This window comes from Brevibacterium pityocampae (genome assembly GCF_039541555.1).
Taxonomy (GTDB): domain Bacteria; phylum Actinomycetota; class Actinomycetes; order Actinomycetales; family Brevibacteriaceae; genus Brevibacterium; species Brevibacterium pityocampae.
Genome location: NZ_BAABGL010000006.1, coordinates 331436 through 350523, shown reverse-complemented (window position 1 = coordinate 350523; position 19088 = coordinate 331436). Strand labels below are relative to the sequence as shown.

General features: G+C 71.4%; 13 protein-coding genes and 1 tRNA gene. 11 read left to right on the top strand and 3 right to left on the bottom strand.

The features are described from left to right. The first annotated feature begins 56 nt into the window (after positions 1-56). The 8 genes from ABD883_RS07675 (at position 57) to pyk (ending at position 12215) form a co-directional block, all read left to right on the top strand. The gene (locus tag ABD883_RS07675) at positions 57-335 is read left to right on the top strand and encodes an HGxxPAAW family protein (protein ID WP_137319792.1); all 279 of its coding nucleotides are present in this window, start codon (positions 57-59) and stop codon (positions 333-335) included. Further along, positions 332-1132 (top strand): indole-3-glycerol phosphate synthase TrpC, encoded by an 801-nt coding sequence (gene trpC / locus ABD883_RS07670; protein WP_137319791.1) that lies wholly within the window; start codon positions 332-334, stop codon positions 1130-1132. The genes ABD883_RS07675 and trpC overlap by 4 nt, the downstream gene beginning before the upstream one ends. Positions 1133-1200: 68 nt before the next feature. Then, a complete protein-coding gene (trpB, locus tag ABD883_RS07665; RefSeq protein ID WP_295688898.1) occupies positions 1201-2430 on the top strand; it encodes a tryptophan synthase subunit beta in 1230 nt (409 codons plus the stop codon). Beyond that, on the top strand, positions 2430-3212 hold the full coding sequence (gene trpA / locus ABD883_RS07660) for a tryptophan synthase subunit alpha (protein WP_247424860.1): 783 nt from the start codon (positions 2430-2432) through the stop codon (positions 3210-3212). The genes trpB and trpA overlap by 1 nt, the downstream gene beginning before the upstream one ends. Continuing rightward, the gene (lgt, locus tag ABD883_RS07655; protein ID WP_295688896.1) at positions 3205-4371 is read left to right on the top strand and encodes a prolipoprotein diacylglyceryl transferase; all 1167 of its coding nucleotides are present in this window, start codon (positions 3205-3207) and stop codon (positions 4369-4371) included. The genes trpA and lgt overlap by 8 nt, the downstream gene beginning before the upstream one ends. Before the next feature lie 135 nt (positions 4372-4506). After that, entirely contained in the window at positions 4507-9153 is a 4647-nt protein-coding gene (gene gltB, locus ABD883_RS07650) for a glutamate synthase large subunit (RefSeq protein ID WP_295688894.1), read from the top strand. Next, positions 9146-10594, top strand: coding sequence for a glutamate synthase subunit beta (locus tag ABD883_RS07645; RefSeq protein ID WP_295688892.1), 1449 nt, complete (start codon positions 9146-9148; stop codon positions 10592-10594). Before gltB ends, ABD883_RS07645 begins: the two co-directional genes overlap by 8 nt. Positions 10595-10685: 91 nt before the next feature. After that, on the top strand, positions 10686-12215 hold the full coding sequence (gene pyk, locus ABD883_RS07640) for a pyruvate kinase (RefSeq protein ID WP_265809600.1): 1530 nt from the start codon (positions 10686-10688) through the stop codon (positions 12213-12215). Positions 12216-12269: 54 nt separating this feature from the next. On the opposite strand, the gene ABD883_RS07635 is transcribed toward pyk, so the two are convergent. Further along, a tRNA-Leu gene (locus ABD883_RS07635) sits at positions 12270-12351 on the bottom strand. Between the two features lie 94 nt (positions 12352-12445). On the opposite strand from ABD883_RS07635, the gene ABD883_RS07630 reads away from it, so the two are divergent. Further along, positions 12446-13063: an ANTAR domain-containing response regulator gene (locus ABD883_RS07630; protein ID WP_137319785.1), complete on the top strand. Its 618-nt coding sequence runs from the start codon at positions 12446-12448 to the stop codon at positions 13061-13063. A gap of 46 nt (positions 13064-13109) precedes the next feature. Here ABD883_RS07630 and ABD883_RS07625 read toward each other — a convergent pair whose 3' ends face one another. Continuing rightward, entirely contained in the window at positions 13110-13571 is a 462-nt protein-coding gene (locus ABD883_RS07625; protein WP_295688889.1) for a PaaI family thioesterase, read from the bottom strand. 84 nt (positions 13572-13655) lie between these two features. Here ABD883_RS07625 and polA point away from each other — a divergent pair, with 84 nt between their 5' ends. Then, on the top strand, positions 13656-16337 hold the full coding sequence (gene polA, locus ABD883_RS07620; protein ID WP_295688888.1) for a DNA polymerase I: 2682 nt from the start codon (positions 13656-13658) through the stop codon (positions 16335-16337). A gap of 44 nt (positions 16338-16381) precedes the next feature. On the opposite strand, the gene ABD883_RS07615 is transcribed toward polA, so the two are convergent. Next, positions 16382-17218, bottom strand: a complete 837-nt coding sequence (locus tag ABD883_RS07615) for a class I SAM-dependent methyltransferase (protein WP_295688885.1) — start codon at positions 17216-17218, stop codon at positions 16382-16384. Positions 17219-17569: 351 nt separating this feature from the next. On the opposite strand from ABD883_RS07615, the gene rpsA reads away from it, so the two are divergent. Continuing rightward, positions 17570-19048, top strand: a complete 1479-nt coding sequence (rpsA, locus tag ABD883_RS07610) for a 30S ribosomal protein S1 (protein WP_247424839.1) — start codon at positions 17570-17572, stop codon at positions 19046-19048. Positions 19049-19088: the final 40 nt, after the last annotated feature.

The window sequence follows — 19088 nt, the reverse complement described above, 5'->3', positions numbered from 1 at the left end:
GACCCGGCCCGCCCTCGTGAGACAATGACGGCACGCAGCCCCAGAGAAGGAGAACCATGACAGAGATCATCGCGCGCGACGGCACCGGAGACCTCGACCGGTCGTCCATCGACTACACCGCGGTCCAGGATCCCGGACACGGCAACACCGTCGCCGGCTGGACCGGCGTCTTCATCATCTTCGCCGGCGCGATCATCGCCACCTTCGGCAGCGTCGCCGGCAACTGGACCGTCTTCTGGGCCGGCATCATCGTCTGTGCCATCGGCCCCATCGTCGGCCTCGTGCTGCGTGCCGCGGGCAAGGGCGGGAAGCAGAAGTCGGGCCACCACCGGTGACCGTGCTCGACGCCATCGTGGCCGGGGTCCGCGAGGACCTCGGGCCGCGTGAGTCCGCAGTCCCCCTGGCCGAGATCCGCGCCCGGGCGGCGGCCGCCGCCCCGGTGCGGCCGCTGCTCCCGCGGGCGCCCGGCGATTTCGGCATCATCGCCGAGGTCAAGCGGTCCTCGCCCTCGAAGGGCGCCCTGTCCGACATCGCGGACCCGGCCGCCCTCGCCTCCGCGTACGCCGCCGGTGGCGCGGCCGCGATCAGCGTGCTCACCGAGGAGCGCCGCTTCGGCGGCAGCCTCGCCGACCTCGATGCCGTGCGCGCCGCGGTCGACGTGCCGCTCCTGCGCAAGGACTTCGTCGTCACCGAGTACCAGGTCCACGAGGCCCGCGCCCACGGCGCCGACATCGTCCTCCTCATCGTCGCCGCGCTGAGCGAGTCCCAGCTCGCCGAGCTCCACGGTCTCGCCACCGAGCTCGGTATGGCCGTGCTCGTCGAGGCGCACACCCCTGACGAGGTCGCCGCGGCGGCAGCCCTCGAGGCGCCGCTCATCGGCATCAACACGCGCAACCTCAAGGACCTCACCGTCGATCTCGCGCGGTTCGCCCCGCTCGCCGCCGACTGCCCGCCCGCGGCGGTGCTCGTCGGCGAATCCGGCGTCACCGACGCCGGGGACGTCACCGCCTTCGCCGACGCCGGGGCCGACCTCGCGCTCGTCGGCGAGGCGCTCGTCACCGGCGGCCGCCCGCAGGAGGCCGTCGCGGAGTTCACCGCCGCGGGCCGCGCCGCAGTCGCCGCCCACCGCTGAGCCCCACCCGCCGCCTCCGGCACGCCCGCGCGCCGCTCCACTCGCCGCATCCGATCCCGAAGGACCTCATGGACCACGAGCTGTTCTCATCACCGGCCTCCGAACTGCCCCAGGGCCCGTACTTCGGGACGTTCGGCGGCCGCTTCATCCCGGAAGCGCTCATCAGCGCCCTCGACGAGATCACCGACGCCTTCGCCAAGGCGACCGTCGACCCCGGGTTCGTCGCCGAGCTCCACCGCCTCCACCGCGACTACACCGGCCGCCCGAGCCTGCTCACCGAGGCCCCGCGCTTCGCCGAGCACGCCGGTGGTGCCCGGATCCTCCTCAAGCGCGAGGACCTCAACCACACCGGCAGCCACAAGATCAACAACGTCCTCGGGCAGGCGCTGCTCGCACAGCGGATGGGCAAGACCCGTCTCATCGCGGAGACCGGGGCCGGCCAGCACGGCGTCGCGACCGCCACCGCTGCCGCCCTCATGGGACTCGAGTGCCGGATCTACATGGGCGCCCAGGACACCGAGCGGCAGGCCCTCAACGTCGCCCGGATGCGGCTCCTCGGTGCCGAGGTCATCGCCGTCGAGGCCGGATCCCGCACCCTCAAGGACGCGATCAACGCGACCTTCCGCGACTGGGTCGCGAGCGTCGACACCACCCACTACGTGTTCGGCACCGTCGCCGGCCCGCACCCCTTCCCCATGCTCGTGCGCGAGTTCCAGCGGATCATCGGGCTCGAGGCGCGCGCCCAGATCGAGGAGCTCGTCGGCCGCCTGCCCGACGCCGTCACCGCCTGTGTGGGCGGCGGGTCCAACGCGATGGGCATGTTCCACGCCTTCATCCCCGACTCCGGGGTCCGGCTCGTCGGGTGCGAGCCCGGCGGCGACGGGGGAGAGCTCCACGCCGCGTCCCTCACCCGGGGCACCGAGGGCGTGCTCCACGGCGCCCGCTCGATGATGCTCCAGGACGACGACGGACAGACGATCGAGAGCCATTCGATCTCCGCCGGCCTCGACTACCCCGGGGTCGGTCCCGAGCACGCTTGGCTCCACGACTCCGGCCGGGGCGAGTACCGGGCGATCACCGACGCCGAGGCGATGGAGGCCTTCCGGCTGCTCGCCCGCACCGAGGGCATCATCCCCGCGATCGAGAGCGCCCATGCTCTGGCCGGGGCGCTCCAGCTCGGCCGCGAGCTCGGGCCCGATGCCGTCATCGCCGTGTGCCTGTCCGGCCGCGGCGACAAGGACGTCGACACGGCGGGGAAGTACTTCGGCTACTTCGACGCGAACAACGAGGAGGACTGATGAGCACCGCACCCGTGCTCCGCGCCTGCGCGGCGGAGAACCGCGCCGCCTTCATCGGCTACCTGCCGGTCGGCTATCCCGACGTGCCCGGCTCGCTCGACGCGATGCGCGCCCTCGTCGCCGGCGGCGTCGACATCGTCGAGGTCGGCATGCCCTACAGCGACCCCGGGATGGACGGCCCGGTCATCGAGGCCGCGGGCGTCACCGCGCTCGCCGGCGGGGTGCGCACCCGCGACGTCCTCACCGCGATCGAGGCCGTCCGCGAGGCCGGCGCAGCGGCGGTGACGATGACGTACTGGAACATCGTCGAGCGCTACGGGGTCGAGGCGTTCGCCCGCGACCTCGCCGCGGCCGGCGGCAGCGGCATCGTCACCCCCGACCTCGTCCCGGACGAGGCGGGGGAGTGGATCGCGGCCTCCGACGCCCACGGGCTCGATCGGATCTTCCTCGTCGCGCCGTCCTCGAGCCCCGAGCGGCTCGCCTACGTCGCCGGCAGCTCGCGCGGCTTCGTCTATGCCGCCTCGACGATGGGCGTCACCGGCACCCGCGCCGAGGTCGGCTCCGCGGCCGCCCAGCTCGTCGCCGACACCCGCTCGGCCGGCGCCGAGCACGTGTGCGTGGGACTCGGCGTGTCGACGCGCGAGCAGGCCGCCGAGGTCGCGGCCTACGCCGACGGGGTCATCGTCGGCTCCGCGCTCGTCAAGGCGCTCGACTCCGGCGGGACCGCCGCACTCGAGCGGCAGGCCGCGGAGTTCGCCGCCGGGGTGCGCGACCGTGGCTGAGCCGAGCACCGCCGGAACGGCCGTCGACGTGCTCGCAGCGATCCCCTCGCCCTCGTGGAGCGGGTTCTCGCTGGGACCGCTGACCATCCACGCCTACGCGCTGTGCATCCTGCTCGGCATCGTGCTCGCGCTGTGGGTGACGAACCGTCGCTGGCAGGCGCGCGGGGGGTCCGAGGACGACCTGTGGAACATCGCCATGTGGGCGATTCCCGCCGGCATCATCGGCGGCCGGCTCTACCACGTGTTCTCCACCCCCGACCCGTACTTCGGGCCGAACGGGAATCCGGTCGCAGCGCTCTACATCTGGAACGGCGGGCTCGGCATCTGGGGCGCGGTCGCGCTCGGCGTCCTCACCGTCTTCTTCGTCTGCCGGCACTACGGCATCCGCTTCACCGCGTTCCTCGACGCCGCGGCTCCCGGGCTCATCCTCGCCCAGGCCGTCGGCCGCTGGGGCAACTGGTTCAACCAGGAGCTGTTCGGCGCCCCGACCACCCTGCCGTGGGGGCTGGCGATCGACCGCGAGATCGACGGCGCGCCCAACCCCAACTGGCCCGACGCCGCGCTCCCGGTCGACACCCTGTTCCACCCGACCTTCCTCTACGAGTCCCTGTGGAACCTCGTCGGGTTCGTCCTCCTGATCTGGGCCGGGCGCCGGTTCGCGCTCGGCCACGGCCAGGTGTTCTTCCTCTACATCTGTTACTACACCGCCGGCCGCGTGTGGATCGAGGCGCTGCGCATCGACACCGCCGAGCTCATCCTCGGCGTCCGCCTCAACGTCTGGGTGTCGATCCTCGTCTTCGCCCTCGGCGCGGCGCTGTTCGTGCTCTCCCGGATCCGCCATCGGGCACCCGAGGACGGGGTCTACACCGGCCGGCGGGCGCAGCCCGGATCGGAAGACGACACCGACGGCCGTGACCACGACGACCATGGTTCGGCCGGCCATGCCGGCCCCACGGCCGCCGGCACCGCCCCCGGGGACGCCGCTCCCGGGTGGGCGCCCGGCCCTGCTCCGCGTGATCCCGAGGACCCCGAGGCTCCGCGCGGCTCGACGATGTCGAAGCGGAGCTTCGGCTTCTTCGGTGCGGTGACCTCGGCGATCTCGATCGTCCCGCAGGTGGGGTCGCGCACACGATCCGAACGCCCGCCGCGCGCCGACTGACAGTTCGTGTACACTGCAAACCCGCGATCGGTGACCCGCGTCACCTCTCGCAGGTCCTCGGGGTCCGCCCGCTGACCGATGCAGACAGCGCCGTCCGCAGAAACCATGTCCGCAGCAGTTGAGAAGGACGGTGCCATGAGCCCATCCCGCATGTCCGCGCCCGCCCTGCCCCACAGTGCCCTCCCGGCCGCACGGGGACTCTACGATCCCGGGGCCGAGCGCGACTCGTGCGGATTGGCGATGATCGTCCGCTACCGCGGGGACGCCGACCACCTCGTCGTCCAGCAAGCCCTCACCGCGCTGCGCAACATGGAGCACCGCGGTGCCGTCGGCGGCGACGAGGGCACCGGCGACGGGGCCGGCATCACGGTCCAGGTCCCGCACCGGTTCCTGAGCGACGTCCTCGACTTCTCCCTGCCGGAGCCCGGCGACTACGCCGTCGGCACCGCGTTCCTCGACCCCGCCGACCCCGAGCGCGGCCGCGCGATCGTCTCCGGCTTCGCCGCCGAGGAGGGCCTGCGGGTGCTCGGCTGGCGCAAGGTGCCCATCGTCGCCGATATCGTCGGACGCGCCTCGCGGGCCGTCATGCCGCAGTTCAGCCAGGTGTTCCTCGCCCTCGACCCGAAGATCCCGGTGACCACCGACGACCACGGCCATCCGCTCCAGGAGGAGCTCGAGCGGCGGTGCTTCGCGACCCGCAAGCGCAGCGAGCACGAGGGGATCTACTTCCCCTCGCTGTCCTCGAAGACGCTGACCTACAAGGGCATGCTCACGACCGCCCAGGTCGAGGCGTTCTACCCCGACCTGCGCGACGAGCGCTTCGTGTCCCGGATCGCGCTCGTCCACTCCCGGTTCTCGACGAACACCTTCCCGTCCTGGCCGCTCGCGCAGCCCTTCCGGATGATCGCCCACAACGGCGAGATCAACACCGTGCGCGGCAACCGCAACTGGATGCGCGCCCGGGAGAGCGACATGTCGGCCCAGACCCTCGCCTCGCCGTGGTCCGACGGCTCGACCCGCGACCTCAGCCGGTTCTTCCCCGTCGTCACCGAGGGCGCCTCCGACTCCGCGTCGTTCGACGAGGTCCTCGAGCTCCTCGTCATGGGCGGCCGCTCGCTGCCCCACGCGGTGATGATGATGATCCCCGAGGCGTGGCAGAACGACGACTCCATGGACCCGGCGCGTCGGGCCTTCTACGAGTACCACTCGCTCCTCATGGAGCCGTGGGACGGACCCGCCTGCGTGTCCTTCACCGACGGGACTGTGGCCGGCGCCGTCCTCGACCGCAACGGCCTGCGGCCCGCCCGCTACGTCGTCACCGACGACACCGTCGTGCTCGCCAGCGAGGTCGGCGTCATCGACCTGCCCGACGAGCGGATCATCAAGCGCGGCCGCCTCAAGCCCGGCCGCATGTTCCTCGTCGACACCGCCGCCGGCCGGATCGTGCCGGATGCGGAGATCAAGGACGAGCTCGCCGCCGCGCACCCCTACGCGGAGTGGCTCGAGACGGAGAGCTCCGAGCTCGCCGACCTGCCCGACCGGGAGCACATCGTCCACCCGCAGTCCTCCGTGGACCGCCGCCAGCGCACCTTCGGCTACAACGACGAGGACCTCATGTTCCTCATCGGACCGATGGCGGAGACCGGTGCGGAGCCGATCGGCGCGATGGGCTCCGACACCGCGATCGCCGCGTTCGCGCAGCGCCCGCGGATGCTCTTCGACTACTTCGTGCAGAGCTTCGCGCAGGTGACGAACCCGCCGCTCGATGCGATCCGCGAGGAGCTCGTCACCAGCCTCGCGACCGGGCTCGGCCGCGAGCACAACCTGCTCGCCGCCGGCCCCGAGCACGCCCGGCAGGTCCTCCTGCCCTACCCGGTGATCGACAACGACGAGCTCGCGAAGTTCGTCCACCTCACCAAGCCGCGCCGCCGCGGCGGCGCGGAGCGGCCCTCGTCCCACGTGCTCAGCGGGCTCTACGCGCCGGCCGGCGGGGGAGTGAGCATGGCCCGTCGGATCGAGGAGCTGTGCACCGAGGCGAGCGAGGCGATCGCGCGCGGGGTCCACTACCTCATCGTGTCCGACCGCGACTCCACCGCCGAGCTCGCCCCGATCCCCTCGCTGCTGCTGACCTCGGCGATCCACCACCACCTCATCCGTGAGCGCTCCCGCACCCGGGTGTCGCTCCTCGTCGAGGCCGGCGACGTCCGCGAGGTCCACCACGTCGCGACCCTCATGGCCTACGGCGCCTCCGCGGTCAACCCCTATCTCGCGATGGAGACCGCGGAGCTCCTCGTCCGCGAGGGCCGGATCCCCTCGGTGACCGAGGAGCAGGCCGTCGCGAACCTCCTCACCGCCCTCAACAAGGGCCTGCTCAAGATCATGTCGAAGATGGGCATCTCGACGGTGCAGTCCTACCAGGGCGCCCAGACCTTCGAGGCCGTCGGCCTGTCCAAGGCCTTCGTCGACCGCTACTTCACCGGCACGGTGTCCCGGCTCGAGGGCCTGAGCATCGAGGGCGTGGCCGCCGAGGTCGATGCCCGCCACACCATGGCCTACCCCGCCCAGCACCCGCCGCTGCCGCACCGCCGGCTCGAGATCGGCGGGGAGTACCAGTGGCGCCGCGAGGGCCCCACCCACCTCTTCAACCCGGAGACGGTGTTCAAGCTCCAGCACTCGACCCGCACCCGCCGCTACGACATCTTCCGCGAGTACACCCGCCTCGTCGACGACCAGGCCGAGGAGCTCATGACGCTGCGCGGGCTGTTCGACCTGCGGCCGCTCGACTCGGGCCCGATCCCGCTCGAGGAGGTCGAGCCGGTGAGCTCGATCGTGCGCCGGTTCTCGACCGGGGCGATGAGCTACGGCTCGCTGTCGCAGGAGGCGCACGAGACGCTCGCGATCGCGATGAACCGGCTCGGCGGCAAGTCGAACACCGGAGAGGGCGGCGAGGACGTCGACCGGCTCCTCGACCCGGAGCGGCGCTCGGCGATCAAGCAGGTGGCGAGCGGGCGCTTCGGCGTCACCAGCCTCTACCTCACCCACGCCGAGGACATCCAGATCAAGATGGCGCAGGGCGCGAAGCCCGGCGAGGGCGGGCAGCTCCCGCCGTCGAAGGTCTACCCCTGGGTGGCGCGCACCCGCCACGCGACCCCGGGCGTCGGCCTGATCTCCCCGCCGCCGCACCACGACATCTACTCGATCGAGGACCTCGCCCAGCTCATCCACGACCTCAAGCGGGCCAACCCGGCCGCCCGCATCCACGTCAAGCTCGTCGCGGGGATGGGCATCGGCACGGTCGCCTCGGGCGTGGCGAAGGCGAGCGCGGACGTCGTGCTCGTGTCCGGCCACGACGGCGGCACCGGTGCGAGCCCGCTCAACTCTCTCAAGCACGCCGGCGCCCCCTGGGAGCTCGGCCTCGCCGAGGCGCAGCAGACCCTGCTCCTCAACGATCTCCGCGAGCGAATCAGCGTCCAGGTCGACGGCCAGCTCAAGACCGGCCGCGACGTCGTCATCGCCGCGCTGCTCGGCGCCGAGGAGTTCGGCTTCGCGACGGCCCCGCTCGTCGTGTCCGGCTGCGTGATGATGCGCGTGTGCCACAAGGACACCTGCCCCGTCGGCGTCGCGACCCAGAACCCGGTGCTGCGCAGCCGGTTCACCGGGAAGCCGGAGTTCGTCGTCAACTTCTTCGAGTTCATCGCCGAGGAGGTCCGTGAGCTCCTCGCCGAGCTCGGCTTCCGCAGTCTCGGCGAGGCGATCGGGCAGGTCGAGCGGATCGATATGCGCAAGGCGATCGGGCACTGGAAGGCGCAGGGGCTCGACCTCACGCCGATCCTCACCGTGCCGACCCTCGTCGACGGCTCGCCGGCGACGGTGCGCAAGCAGACGACGGTGCAGAACCACCGCATCGAGGAGCACTTCGACCAGCGCCTCATCAGCGCCGCCGCACCCGCCCTGCGGAACCGGGAGGCGGTGGAGATCGACGCCGAGGTGTGCAACATCGACCGCAGCGTCGGCACGCTGCTCGGCCACACCGTGACGCGCACCTTCGGCACCGACGAGCTCCCCGACGACACGATCACCGTGCGCCTCAGCGGCAACGCCGGCCAGTCGCTCGGCGCGTTCCTGCCCGCCGGGGTGAGCATCCACCTCTCCGGCGACGCGAACGACTACGTCGGCAAGGGGCTGTCCGGCGGGCGCATCGCAGTGCGCACCGCACCCGGCGTGTCCGGCCGGCCGGAGGACAACGTCATCGCCGGCAACGTCATCGGCTACGGCGCGACGAGCGGCGAGATGTACATCTCCGGTCAGGTCGGCGAGCGGTTCCTCGTCCGCAACTCCGGGGCCCGCGCGGTCGTCGAGGGGATCGGCGACCACGGCCTGGAGTACATGACCGGCGGCACCGCGGTGGTCCTCGGCGCGGTGGGCCGGAACTTCGGCGCGGGGATGTCCGGCGGCACCGCCTATCTGCTCGACTTCGACGCCGCGCGGATGAATCGGGCGGACGTGCGCGCCGGCCGGTTCCGGCTGGACGGGGTGCAGGCCGAGGACTCCGCCGAGCTCCTCGAGCTCCTCGCCTCGCACGTCCACCACACCGGCTCGTCGCTCGCATCCGAGCTGCTCGCCGCCCACGACCGCGGCGAGGACGTGCTCGCCCGCTTCACCCGCATCGTCCCCGCCGACTACGCGGCGGTCCTCGAGATCCAGGCGCAGTGCGCCGAGTCGGGGCTCGACCCGGAGGGCGACGAGGCCTGGACCACGATTCTGGAGGCAACTCATGGCTGATCCGCGCGGATTCCTCAAGGTCACCGAGCGCGAGCTCCCGCCCAAGCGACCGGTCCCGGTGCGGCTCATGGACTACCGGGAGATCAACACGACGATGGACCGGCAGGCGTTCATCGAGCAGGCCGGACGCTGCATGGACTGCGGCATCCCCTTCTGCCACCAGGGGTGCCCGCTGGGGAACTACATCCCGGAGTGGAACGACGCGATGTGGCGCGACGAGCTCGAGCGCGCCGTCGGCCTCCTCCACAGCACGAACAACTTCCCGGAGTTCACCGGCCGCGCCTGCCCCGCACCGTGCGAGAACGCCTGCGTGCTCGGCATCAACCAGCCGGCGGTGACGATCAAGAACATCGAGGTCACCATCGTCGACCGCGGGTTCGAGGAGGGACTCATCACGCCCTTCGTCGCGGAGCGGATCTCCGGGCGCCGGGTCGCCGTCGTCGGGTCCGGGCCGGCCGGCCTCGCCGCCGCCCAGCAGCTCACCCGGGCAGGCCACACCGTCGTCGTGTACGAGCGCGACGACCGGGTGGGCGGGCTGCTGCGCTACGGCATCCCGGACTTCAAGCTCGAGAAGCACCACATCGACCGCCGGCTCGCGCAGATGCGCGCCGAGGGCACCCGGTTCCGCACCGGGGTCGAGATCGGCGTCGACATCTCCTGGGACGACCTCCACGACCGCTTCGACGCGATCGTCGTGTGCACCGGTGCGCTCGCCCCGCGCGATCTCCCGCTGCCCGGCCGGGACCTGCCCGGCGTCGAGTTCGCGATGGACTACCTCGTGCCCGTCAACCGGCAGCAGGCCGGGGACGAGGTCGAGATCATCGACGCCGCCGGCAAGGACGTCATCATCATCGGCGGCGGCGACACCGGCTCCGACTGCCTCGGCACCGCCCTGCGCCAGCAGGCGAACTCGGTGACGACGCTCGCGATCGGCAAGCGCCCGCCCGTCGAGCGCCCCGCCGACGGCCCCTGGCCCACGACGCCGCGCGTGTTCGAGGTCTCGACCAGCCACGAGGAGGGCGGGGAGCGGACCTTCCTCGCCTCCACGGTGGAGTTCCTCTCCGACGACGCCGGTGCGCTGCGCGCGCTGTCGGTGGCGGAGACCGGGTTCGTCGACGGCCGGCGCGTCCCGCTGCCGGGCACCGAGCAGGAGATCCCCGCCGACCTCGTGCTCATCGCGCTGGGCTTCACCGGCCCGGAGACCGCGCAGCTCGCCGATTGGGGGCTCGCCGTCGAGCGCGGCAGCTTCGCCCGGGCCCGCGACTACTCGACCGATGTCCCCGGCGTCTACGTCGCCGGCGACGCCGGCCGCGGCCAGTCGCTCATCGTGTGGGCGATCGCCGAGGGCCGTGCGGCGGCCGCGGAGGTCGACGCCTACCTCATGGGCTCGACGCTGCTGCCCAAGCCGGTCACGCCCACGGAGGCCGCGCTCAGCGTGTGACCCCTCCGCTCCCGGCGCACCGTGCGGCGGGTGTGAGGATGATGACGGATGCGCGAATTCCTCGTTGCGCACGCGACGCGGGGCACCCCGGATGACTAGGGTGGACGGCATGAGGCATGCAAAGATCGTCGCCACTCTCGGCCCCGCCCAAGCAACCTACGAGGACATCCGCGCGCTGATCGAGGAGGGCGTCGACGTCGCCCGCTTCAACTTCAGCCACGGCACCCGTGCCGAGCACGAGGAGCGCTACCGCTGGGTGCGCCAGGCCGCCCAGGACACCGGGCGCACCGTCGGCGTCCTCATCGATCTCCAGGGTCCGAAGATCCGCGTCGGCACCTTCGCCGACGGCGCGAAGCCGGAGCTCTCCAAGGGGGATGCCTTCACGGTCACCACGCGGGACGTCGCGGGCTCGGCGAGCGAGGTGTCGACGAGCTACGCCGGACTGCCCGGCGACGTCGAGGTCGGCGATCCGCTCCTCGTCGACGACGGCCGGATCCGGCTGCGCGCCGTCGAGGTCACCGACACCGACGTCCGCTGCGAGGTCGAGGTCGGCGGCCGCATCTCCGACCACAAGGGCATCAACCTGCCCGGCGTGGCGGTGTCCGTGCCGGCGATGTCGGACAAGGACATCGAGGACCTCCGCTGGGGCCTGCACCTCGGTGCCGACTGGGTCGCCCTGTCCTTCGTCCGCACTCCCGCGGACGCCGAGCTCGTGCGTGATGTCATGCGCGAGGAGGACATCCTCATCCCGGTCATCGCGAAGCTCGAGAAGCCGCAGGCCGTCGAGGTGCTCCCGGACATCGTGCAGGCCTTCGACGGGATCATGGTCGCCCGCGGCGACCTCGGCGTCGAGCTCCCGCTCGAGCAGGTGCCGATCGTGCAGAAGCGCACCGTCGAGCTGTGCCGGCGGCAGGCCAAGCCCGTCATCGTGGCCACCCAGATGCTCGAGTCGATGATCGAGGAGCCGCGCCCCACCCGCGCGGAGGCCTCCGACTGCGCGAACGCCGTGCTCGACGGCGCGGACGCCCTCATGCTCTCGGGGGAGACCTCGGTCGGGGCGCACTGGCTCGAGGCGGTGCGCACGATGAGCCGGATCATCACCTCGACGGAGGAGCACGGGCTCGAGCGGATCGCGGAGCTCGGCACCGAGCCGCACACCCGCGGCGGCGCGATCACCGCGGCCGCGGTGCGGGTCGCCCAGCAGCTCGACATCGACCTGCTGTGCACCTTCACCCAGTCGGGCGACTCGGTGCGCCGGATGTCGCGCCTGCGCGCCCCGCATCCGATCCTCGCCTTCACCCCGGACGTGCGCGTGCGGCACCAGCTCGCGCTGACCTGGGGCGCCCAGGTGTTCCTCGTCAAGGAGGTGCGCCACACCGACCAGATGGCGCGCCAGGTCGATGCGGTGCTGCTCGGCAACGGTCGTGCCCAGGAGGGGCAGCTGTGCGTCATCGTCGCCGGCTCCCCGCCGGGGATCGCCGGGTCGACGAACGCGCTGCGCGTGCACCGGATCGGGGATGCCTCGAAGGGGCTGGCCGCGGCCTACCGCGACGAGTCGGACAACGGGGAGAACCCGCTCGAGGGGTACGGGGAGATCCGGGAGGACGCCGCGCAGTCCTGAGCGGGGGAGCGGGAGCGCCCCGGGATCCTGCCGGGGTGCCCGCGCGGCTTCGAGTACCGGATGCGGGACTCGAACCCGCACGTCTTGCGACAGCGCATTTTGAGTGCGCCGCGTCTACCAATTCCGCCAATCCGGCATACCCGTCCATGGTAGAGCACGTGCGTGCATGCGCGCGTCGCCGGGCCCGGGGCAGGTGGCTAAGCCCGCGCCCGGGGGTCTAAGATCGGGGCGTGCCTACTTCAGACAGCGCCCCCGCCCCCGATCAGGGTCCGGTCCGCCGGATCGTCGTCGCCGAGGACGAGGCGGTCATCCGCCTCGACATCGTCGAGATGCTCCGTGAGATCGGCTACGACGTCGTCGGCGAGGCCGCCGACGGCGAATCCGCGATCCGCCTCGCCGAGGAGCTCCGCCCCGACCTCGTGGTGATGGACATCAAGATGCCGATCCTCGACGGCATCTCCGCCGCCGAGCGCATCGCCCGCGCCCGCATCGCCCCGGTCGTGCTCCTCACCGCGTTCTCGCAGAAGGAGCTCGTCGAGCGCGCTCGCGACGCCGGCGCGATGGCCTACGTCGTCAAGCCCTTCACCGCCGCCGACCTCGCCCCGGCGCTCGAGATCGCGCTGTCGCGGCACGCCGAGATCGGTGCGCTCGAGACGGAGATCGCCGACCTCACCGACCGCTTCGAGACCCGCAAGCTCGTCGACCGGGCGAAGAGCCTGCTCATGTCGAACATGGGGCTCACCGAGCCCGAGGCGTTCCGCTGGATCCAGAAGACGTCGATGGACCGGCGTCTGACGATGCGCGAGGTCGCCGAGACCGTCCTCAGCCAGATCGGCAACAAGGGCTGATCCGAACTCCGGCGGCCAGGCCCCGGGCTCAGCGCTGCGAGCGGGCTCAGCCCTGCGAGCGCTGCGCGAGGACGAAGTTCGTGATCCGCACGATCGACAGCAGCTTCCCGTCCGCGTTCGTCATCTTCACCTCGTGGCTGATGAGCGTGCGCCCGTGGTGGAGGACCTCCGCGCGGCCGTAGACCCAGCCCTCGCGGATGGGCCGCAGATGGGTGGCGTTGAGATCGACTCCGACGACGTCGTGCCCGTTCGCCAGCAGGTACGAGTGCATCGACCCCAGGGTCTCCGCGAGCACGACGTGCGCCCCGCCGTGGAACAGCCCGGCCGGCTGCAGATTGCCCTCCACCGGCATCCGGGCGGAGAACCAGTCGTAGCCCATGTCGAGGAACTCGATGCCGCACCGCTCGACGAGCGTGCCCGACGTGCGGCCGGCGTTGTACTCCATGAGGCGGCGGTAGTCCTCGGGGGCGAGCCCCGGCTCCATGCGCGGTCGATCGTGTGCGGTCATTCCTACTCCTTGCTCCGGGCAGCCGAACGGGTGCGTCGAGGTGGGTGCGGGGCGTGCGGGGACGCGAGGCGCTAGGCTGGCAGGGTGAGTACGGATACCCGCAGACTGCTGCTGATCGACGGCCACTCCCTGGCCTACCGCGCCTTCTACGCCCTGCCGGTGGAGAACTTCTCCACCACCACGGGCCAGTCCACGAACGCCGTCTACGGCTTCGTGTCCATGCTCATCAATGTACTCGCCTCCGAGGAGCCCACCCACATCGCGGTCGCCTTCGACCTCGGCCGCGAGACCTTCCGGCTCGAGGAGTACCCGGAGTACAAGGCCGGCCGGGCGAAGACCCCGCCGGAGTTCCACGGCCAGGTCGAGCTCATCCAGGACCTGCTGCGCGCCCTCGCCGTGCCGGTGGTGACGCAGGAGGGCTTCGAGGCCGACGACGTGCTCGCCACCCTCGCCGTGCAGGGCACCGCCGCGGGGATGGAGACCGGGATCGTCACCGGGGACAAGGACTCCTTCCAGCTGGCCTCGCCGAGCGTGACGATTCTCTACCCCAAGCGCGGGGTGAGCGAGCTCGCCCGGATGACCCCGGAGGCCATCGAGGACAAGTACGGCGTGAGCCCGGAGAACTACCGGGGGCTCGCGGCGCTCGTGGGGGAGAAGGCCGACAATCTGCCCGGTGTGCCCGGCGTCGGCGACAAGACCGCGGCGAAGTGGTTGACGAAGTACGGCGACCTCCCCGCGGTCCTCGCCGCCGCGGACGACATCGGCGGGAAGGCCGGGGAGAACCTGCGCGCCCACCTGTCCGAGGTCGAGCGCAACCATCGCCTCAATCGGCTCGTCACCGACCTCGAGCTCGCCACCTCGGCGGCGGAGGCGGTGCGCGGAGAGGCCGACCGGGAGGCCGTCGAGGCGCTGCTCGACCAGCTCGAGTTCCAGGTCCTCGGGCGCCGCCTCGAACCTCTGCTCGGCGCCGCCGCGGCACCGGCGGCCGACGCGGAGATCCCCGTCCCGCGCCTCGTCGACGCCGCCGGGCTCGTCGAGTTCGTCTCCGGGCTCGACGCCGAGGCGCCGGTCGGGGTCGCCACCGACGCGCGCTTCGAGCTCGGCCTCGGCACCGTCGACGCGATCGGGATCGCGCAGGGCGATGCGGCCGTCACCGCCGACCTCACGACACTCGACCCGGCGGCCGTCGACGCGCTGTCGGAGCTGCTCGGCTCGCATCCCGGACTCGTGCTCCACAGCGCCAAGCCGCAGCTCAAGGCGCTTGCCCAGGCCGGGTACCCGCTGCCGCACCTCGCGCTCGACACCGAGATCGCCGCGTACCTGCTCGTGCCCGACCAGCGGACCTACGAGCTCGCCGATCTCTGCACCCGCCACTGCGGGTTCAGCCCCGCCGTCGCGGAGGACGAGCCCGAGGCCGGCACGCTCGACCTCGGGCCGGCGGACGCCGCGAGCGCGCTCACCGGCATCGGCCGGAGCGCCTGGGCGGTGCTCCCCCTCGCCGCGGTGCTCCGGGAGCGGATCGAGGCCGCCGGGATGACCGGGGTGCTCACCGACATCGAGATCCCGCTCGTGACGATCCTCGCGCGGATGGAGCTCACCGGGATCGCCGTCGACCGCTCCGGGCTCACAGCGCTCGGGGCCGAGTTCGGCGCCCAGGCCCAGGCGAGCGCGGACGCCGCCTACGCCGCGATCGGCCACGAGGTCAACCTCGGCTCGCCCAAGCAGCTCCAGACGGTGCTGTTCGAGGAGCTCGAGATGCCGCGCACCAAGCGCACGAAGACCGGGTGGACCACCGACGCCGACGCGCTCACCGACCTGTTCGTCAAGACCGGGCACCCCTTCCTCGAGCACCTGCTCGGCTACCGCGACACGACGAAGCTCAAGCAGACCGTCGTCGGGCTCGAGCGGATGGTCGCCGACGACGACCGGATCCACACGACCTACCTGCAGACGGTCGCGGCGACCGGCCGCCTGTCCTCGATCGACCCGAACCTCCAGAACATCCCCGTGCGCACCGACGCCGGGCGGCGCATCCGCGAGATGTTCGTGCCCGCGGCCGGGGACGGCTTCGCCGACCTCGTCACCGCCGACTACTCGCAGATCGAGATGCGCATCATGGCCCATCTGTCGGGCGATGCGGGGCTCATCGACGCGTTCCGGGCCGGCGAGGACCTCCACTCCTTCGTCGGTGCGCGCGTGTTCGACGTGAGCACCGACGCCGTCACCCCGGCGATGCGCTCCAAGGTCAAGGCGATGTCCTACGGGCTCGTCTACGGCCTGTCCGCCTACGGTCTGTCCAAGCAGCTGCGGATCGGCGTCGAGGAGGCGCGTGGCCTCATGGACGAGTACTTCGAGCGCTTCGGCGCCGTCCAGGAGTACCTCGCCGGAGCCGTCGAGTCCGCCCGCCGAGTGGGATACACCGAGACGATGTACGGCCGTCGCCGCTACCTCCCGCAGCTGAGCAGCGACCGCCGCCAGGTCCGCGAGATGGCCGAACGCGCCGCGCTCAACGCCCCGATCCAGGGCACTGCGGCCGACATCATGAAGATCGCGATGCTCCGCGTCGACGCGGCGCTCGCCGAGGCCGGGCTGGCCAGCCGGGTGCTCCTCCAGGTGCACGACGAGATCGTGCTCGAGCTCGCCGACGGCGAGTTCGATGCGGTGGCCGAGCTGCTCGCGACCACGATGGGTGCGGCCGCGGAGCTCGAGGTGCCGCTCGAGGTCAACATCGGCCGCGGCGCGACCTGGCAGCAGGCCGCCCACTGAGGCCGGGCGCCCGCTGCGTCACGGGGCGCAACGGGGCCGGCCGCCTACTCCGGCAGGCGGGTGGAGAAGATCGCGGTGCCGGGCATGACCTGGCCGCGCAAAGGCGACCAGCCGCCCCACGCCGTCCGGTTGTGCTCGGGCCATTCCGGCTCGGTGAGCCCGGTGAGGACGAACCCGGAGTCGACGAGCAGCGAGATCCAGTCGCCCATCGTGCGGTGGTGCTCGGCGTACACCGGGTGCCCGTCCCCGTCGAGCTCGACGTAGGGCGTGCGGTCGAAGTACGAGTACTCGACGGTGAGCCCGGCCTCGCCGGGGACGTCGGGGAACATCCAGCGCACCGGGTGCGTGACGGAGAACACCCAGGTGCCTCCGGGGCGCAGTACGCGCGCGACCTCGGAGAGCACCACCTCGGCGTCCTTGACGAACGGCAGCGCGCCGTAGGACGAGAAGGCCATGTCGAAGCTGCCGGAGGGGAACGGCAGGGCGCGGGCATCGGCCTGGAGGAAGGTCGGCGGCACCGTGGACGGATCGAGCGGGTGCTCGCGCTGGAGCCGGGAGGCCTGCTCGAGCATCCCGGAGGAGAGGTCGACGCCGGTCGCGAGCGCCCCCTGCTCGGCGAGCCAGCGGGAGCACTGGCCGGCGCCGCACCCGACCTCGAGGATCTGCCGGCGGGCGACGTCGCCGAGCAGTCCGACATCGGATTCGTGCACGCCCTCGGGACACCACACGAACTCGCTCGCGCCGAGGAAGCTGCCGTGCTCGGCGAGATAGTCCGCGGCCGAGCCGTCCCAGTAGGTGCGGTTGGCCCGGACCGAGGCCTCCTCGTCGATCGCGCGGTACCCCCCGCTGATGATCTCGGGGGAGTATTCGCTGTCGGTCATGGCTTCTCCGTTCCTCGCCCGCGCCGTGCGGGCACTGGGCACCGGGGTGCACGCGGGTGCTGTCAGGTGCTACGATTGATACTGTATGCGCTGTGCTCAGCACGCGCGGTCGTCGTGTCCCATGGTGTCACATCCCGTGTCACTTCCGGTTCGCCTCGGGTTCACCTCTCGGTCCACCGGCAGGTCGATCGCCGGGGCCGCCCACCCGGTGCACGCTCCGGCCGACGGCGAGCGCGTGCATCACGGCACCACCGCAGCACCATCGCGCGGCGCAGCACCTGTCCATCCACACGCACCGAGACCGCCGGCCCCGGCCGACGGGCATCAGTCCATTACGGAGTCCCTACCTTTATGACCACCACCACGCCGGACACGGCGAAGAACGAGCAGATCGCAGTCAACGACATCGGATCTGCGGAAGATTTCCTCGCGGCAGTCGACGAGACCATCAAGTACTTCAACGACGGAGACATCGTCGAGGGAACGGTGGTCAAGGTCGACCGCGACGAAGTTCTGGTCGACATCGGCTACAAGACGGAAGGCGTCATCCTTTCGCGCGAGCTGTCGATCAAGCATGATGTCGATCCCGCCGAGGTGGTCGAGGTCGGAGACGACATCGAAGCCCTGGTCCTCACCAAGGAGGACAAGGACGGACGCCTGATGCTGTCGAAGAAGCGCGCGCAGTACGAGCGCGCCTGGGGCGACATCGAGAAGGTCAAGGACGAAGAGGGCGTCGTCACCGGCACCGTCATCGAGGTCGTCAAGGGCGGCCTCATCGTCGACATCGGACTCCGCGGATTCCTCCCGGCCTCGCTCGTCGAGATGCGCCGCGTGCGCGACCTCGCGCCGTACATCGGCCAGCAGGTCGAGGCGAAGATCATCGAGCTCGACAAGAACCGCAACAACGTCGTCCTCTCCCGCCGCGCCTGGCTCGAGGAGACCCAGTCGGCGGTCCGCCACGACTTCCTGCAGACCCTGCAGAAGGGCCAGGTCCGGCCCGGCGTCGTGTCCTCGATCGTCAACTTCGGCGCCTTCGTCGACCTCGGCGGCGTCGACGGGCTCGTCCACGTCTCCGAGCTCTCGTGGAAGCACATCGACCACCCGAGCGAGGTCGTCACCGTGGGCGACGAGGTCACCGTCGAGGTCCTCGACGTCGACATGGACCGCGAGCGCGTGTCCCTGTCGCTCAAGGCCACCCAGGAAGATCCGTGGCAGCACTTCGCCCGCACCCACGTCATCGGACAGATCGTGCCGGGCAAGGTCACCAAGCTCGTCCCGTTCGGTGCGTTCGTGCGCGTCGAGGACGGCATCGAGGGCCTCGTGCACATCTCCGAGCTCGCCGTGCGCCACATCGATCTGCCCGAGCAGGTCGTCAGCGTCGACGAGACCATCTACGTCAAGGTCATCGACATCGACCTCGATCGCCGCCGGATCTCGCTGTCCCTCAAGCAGGCCAACGAGGGCGTCGACCCGGAGGCCGTGGAGTTCCTCGACCCCGCGCTCTACGGCATGACCCAGGAGTACGACGAAGACGGGAACTACAAGTACCCCGAGGGCTTCGATCCGGAGACCCAGGAGTGGTTGGAAGGCTACGAGACCCAGCGCGAGGAGTGGGAGCAGCAGTACGCCGCCGCCCAGGCCCGCTGGGAGGAGCACAAGAAGCAGGTCGCGAAGGCCATCGCGGCCGACGCCGAATCCGGCTCCGAGGCTCCCGCCGAGTCCGGCTCGCAGGCCTCCTCCTCGTACAGCTCGGACGACCGCGCCGACGAGGGCACGCTGGCCAGCGACGAGGCACTCGCGGCTCTGCGCGAGAAGCTCGCGGGCAACTGAGCTCCAGCACAGCACCCCTGAAGGGCTCCCGGACGACCGT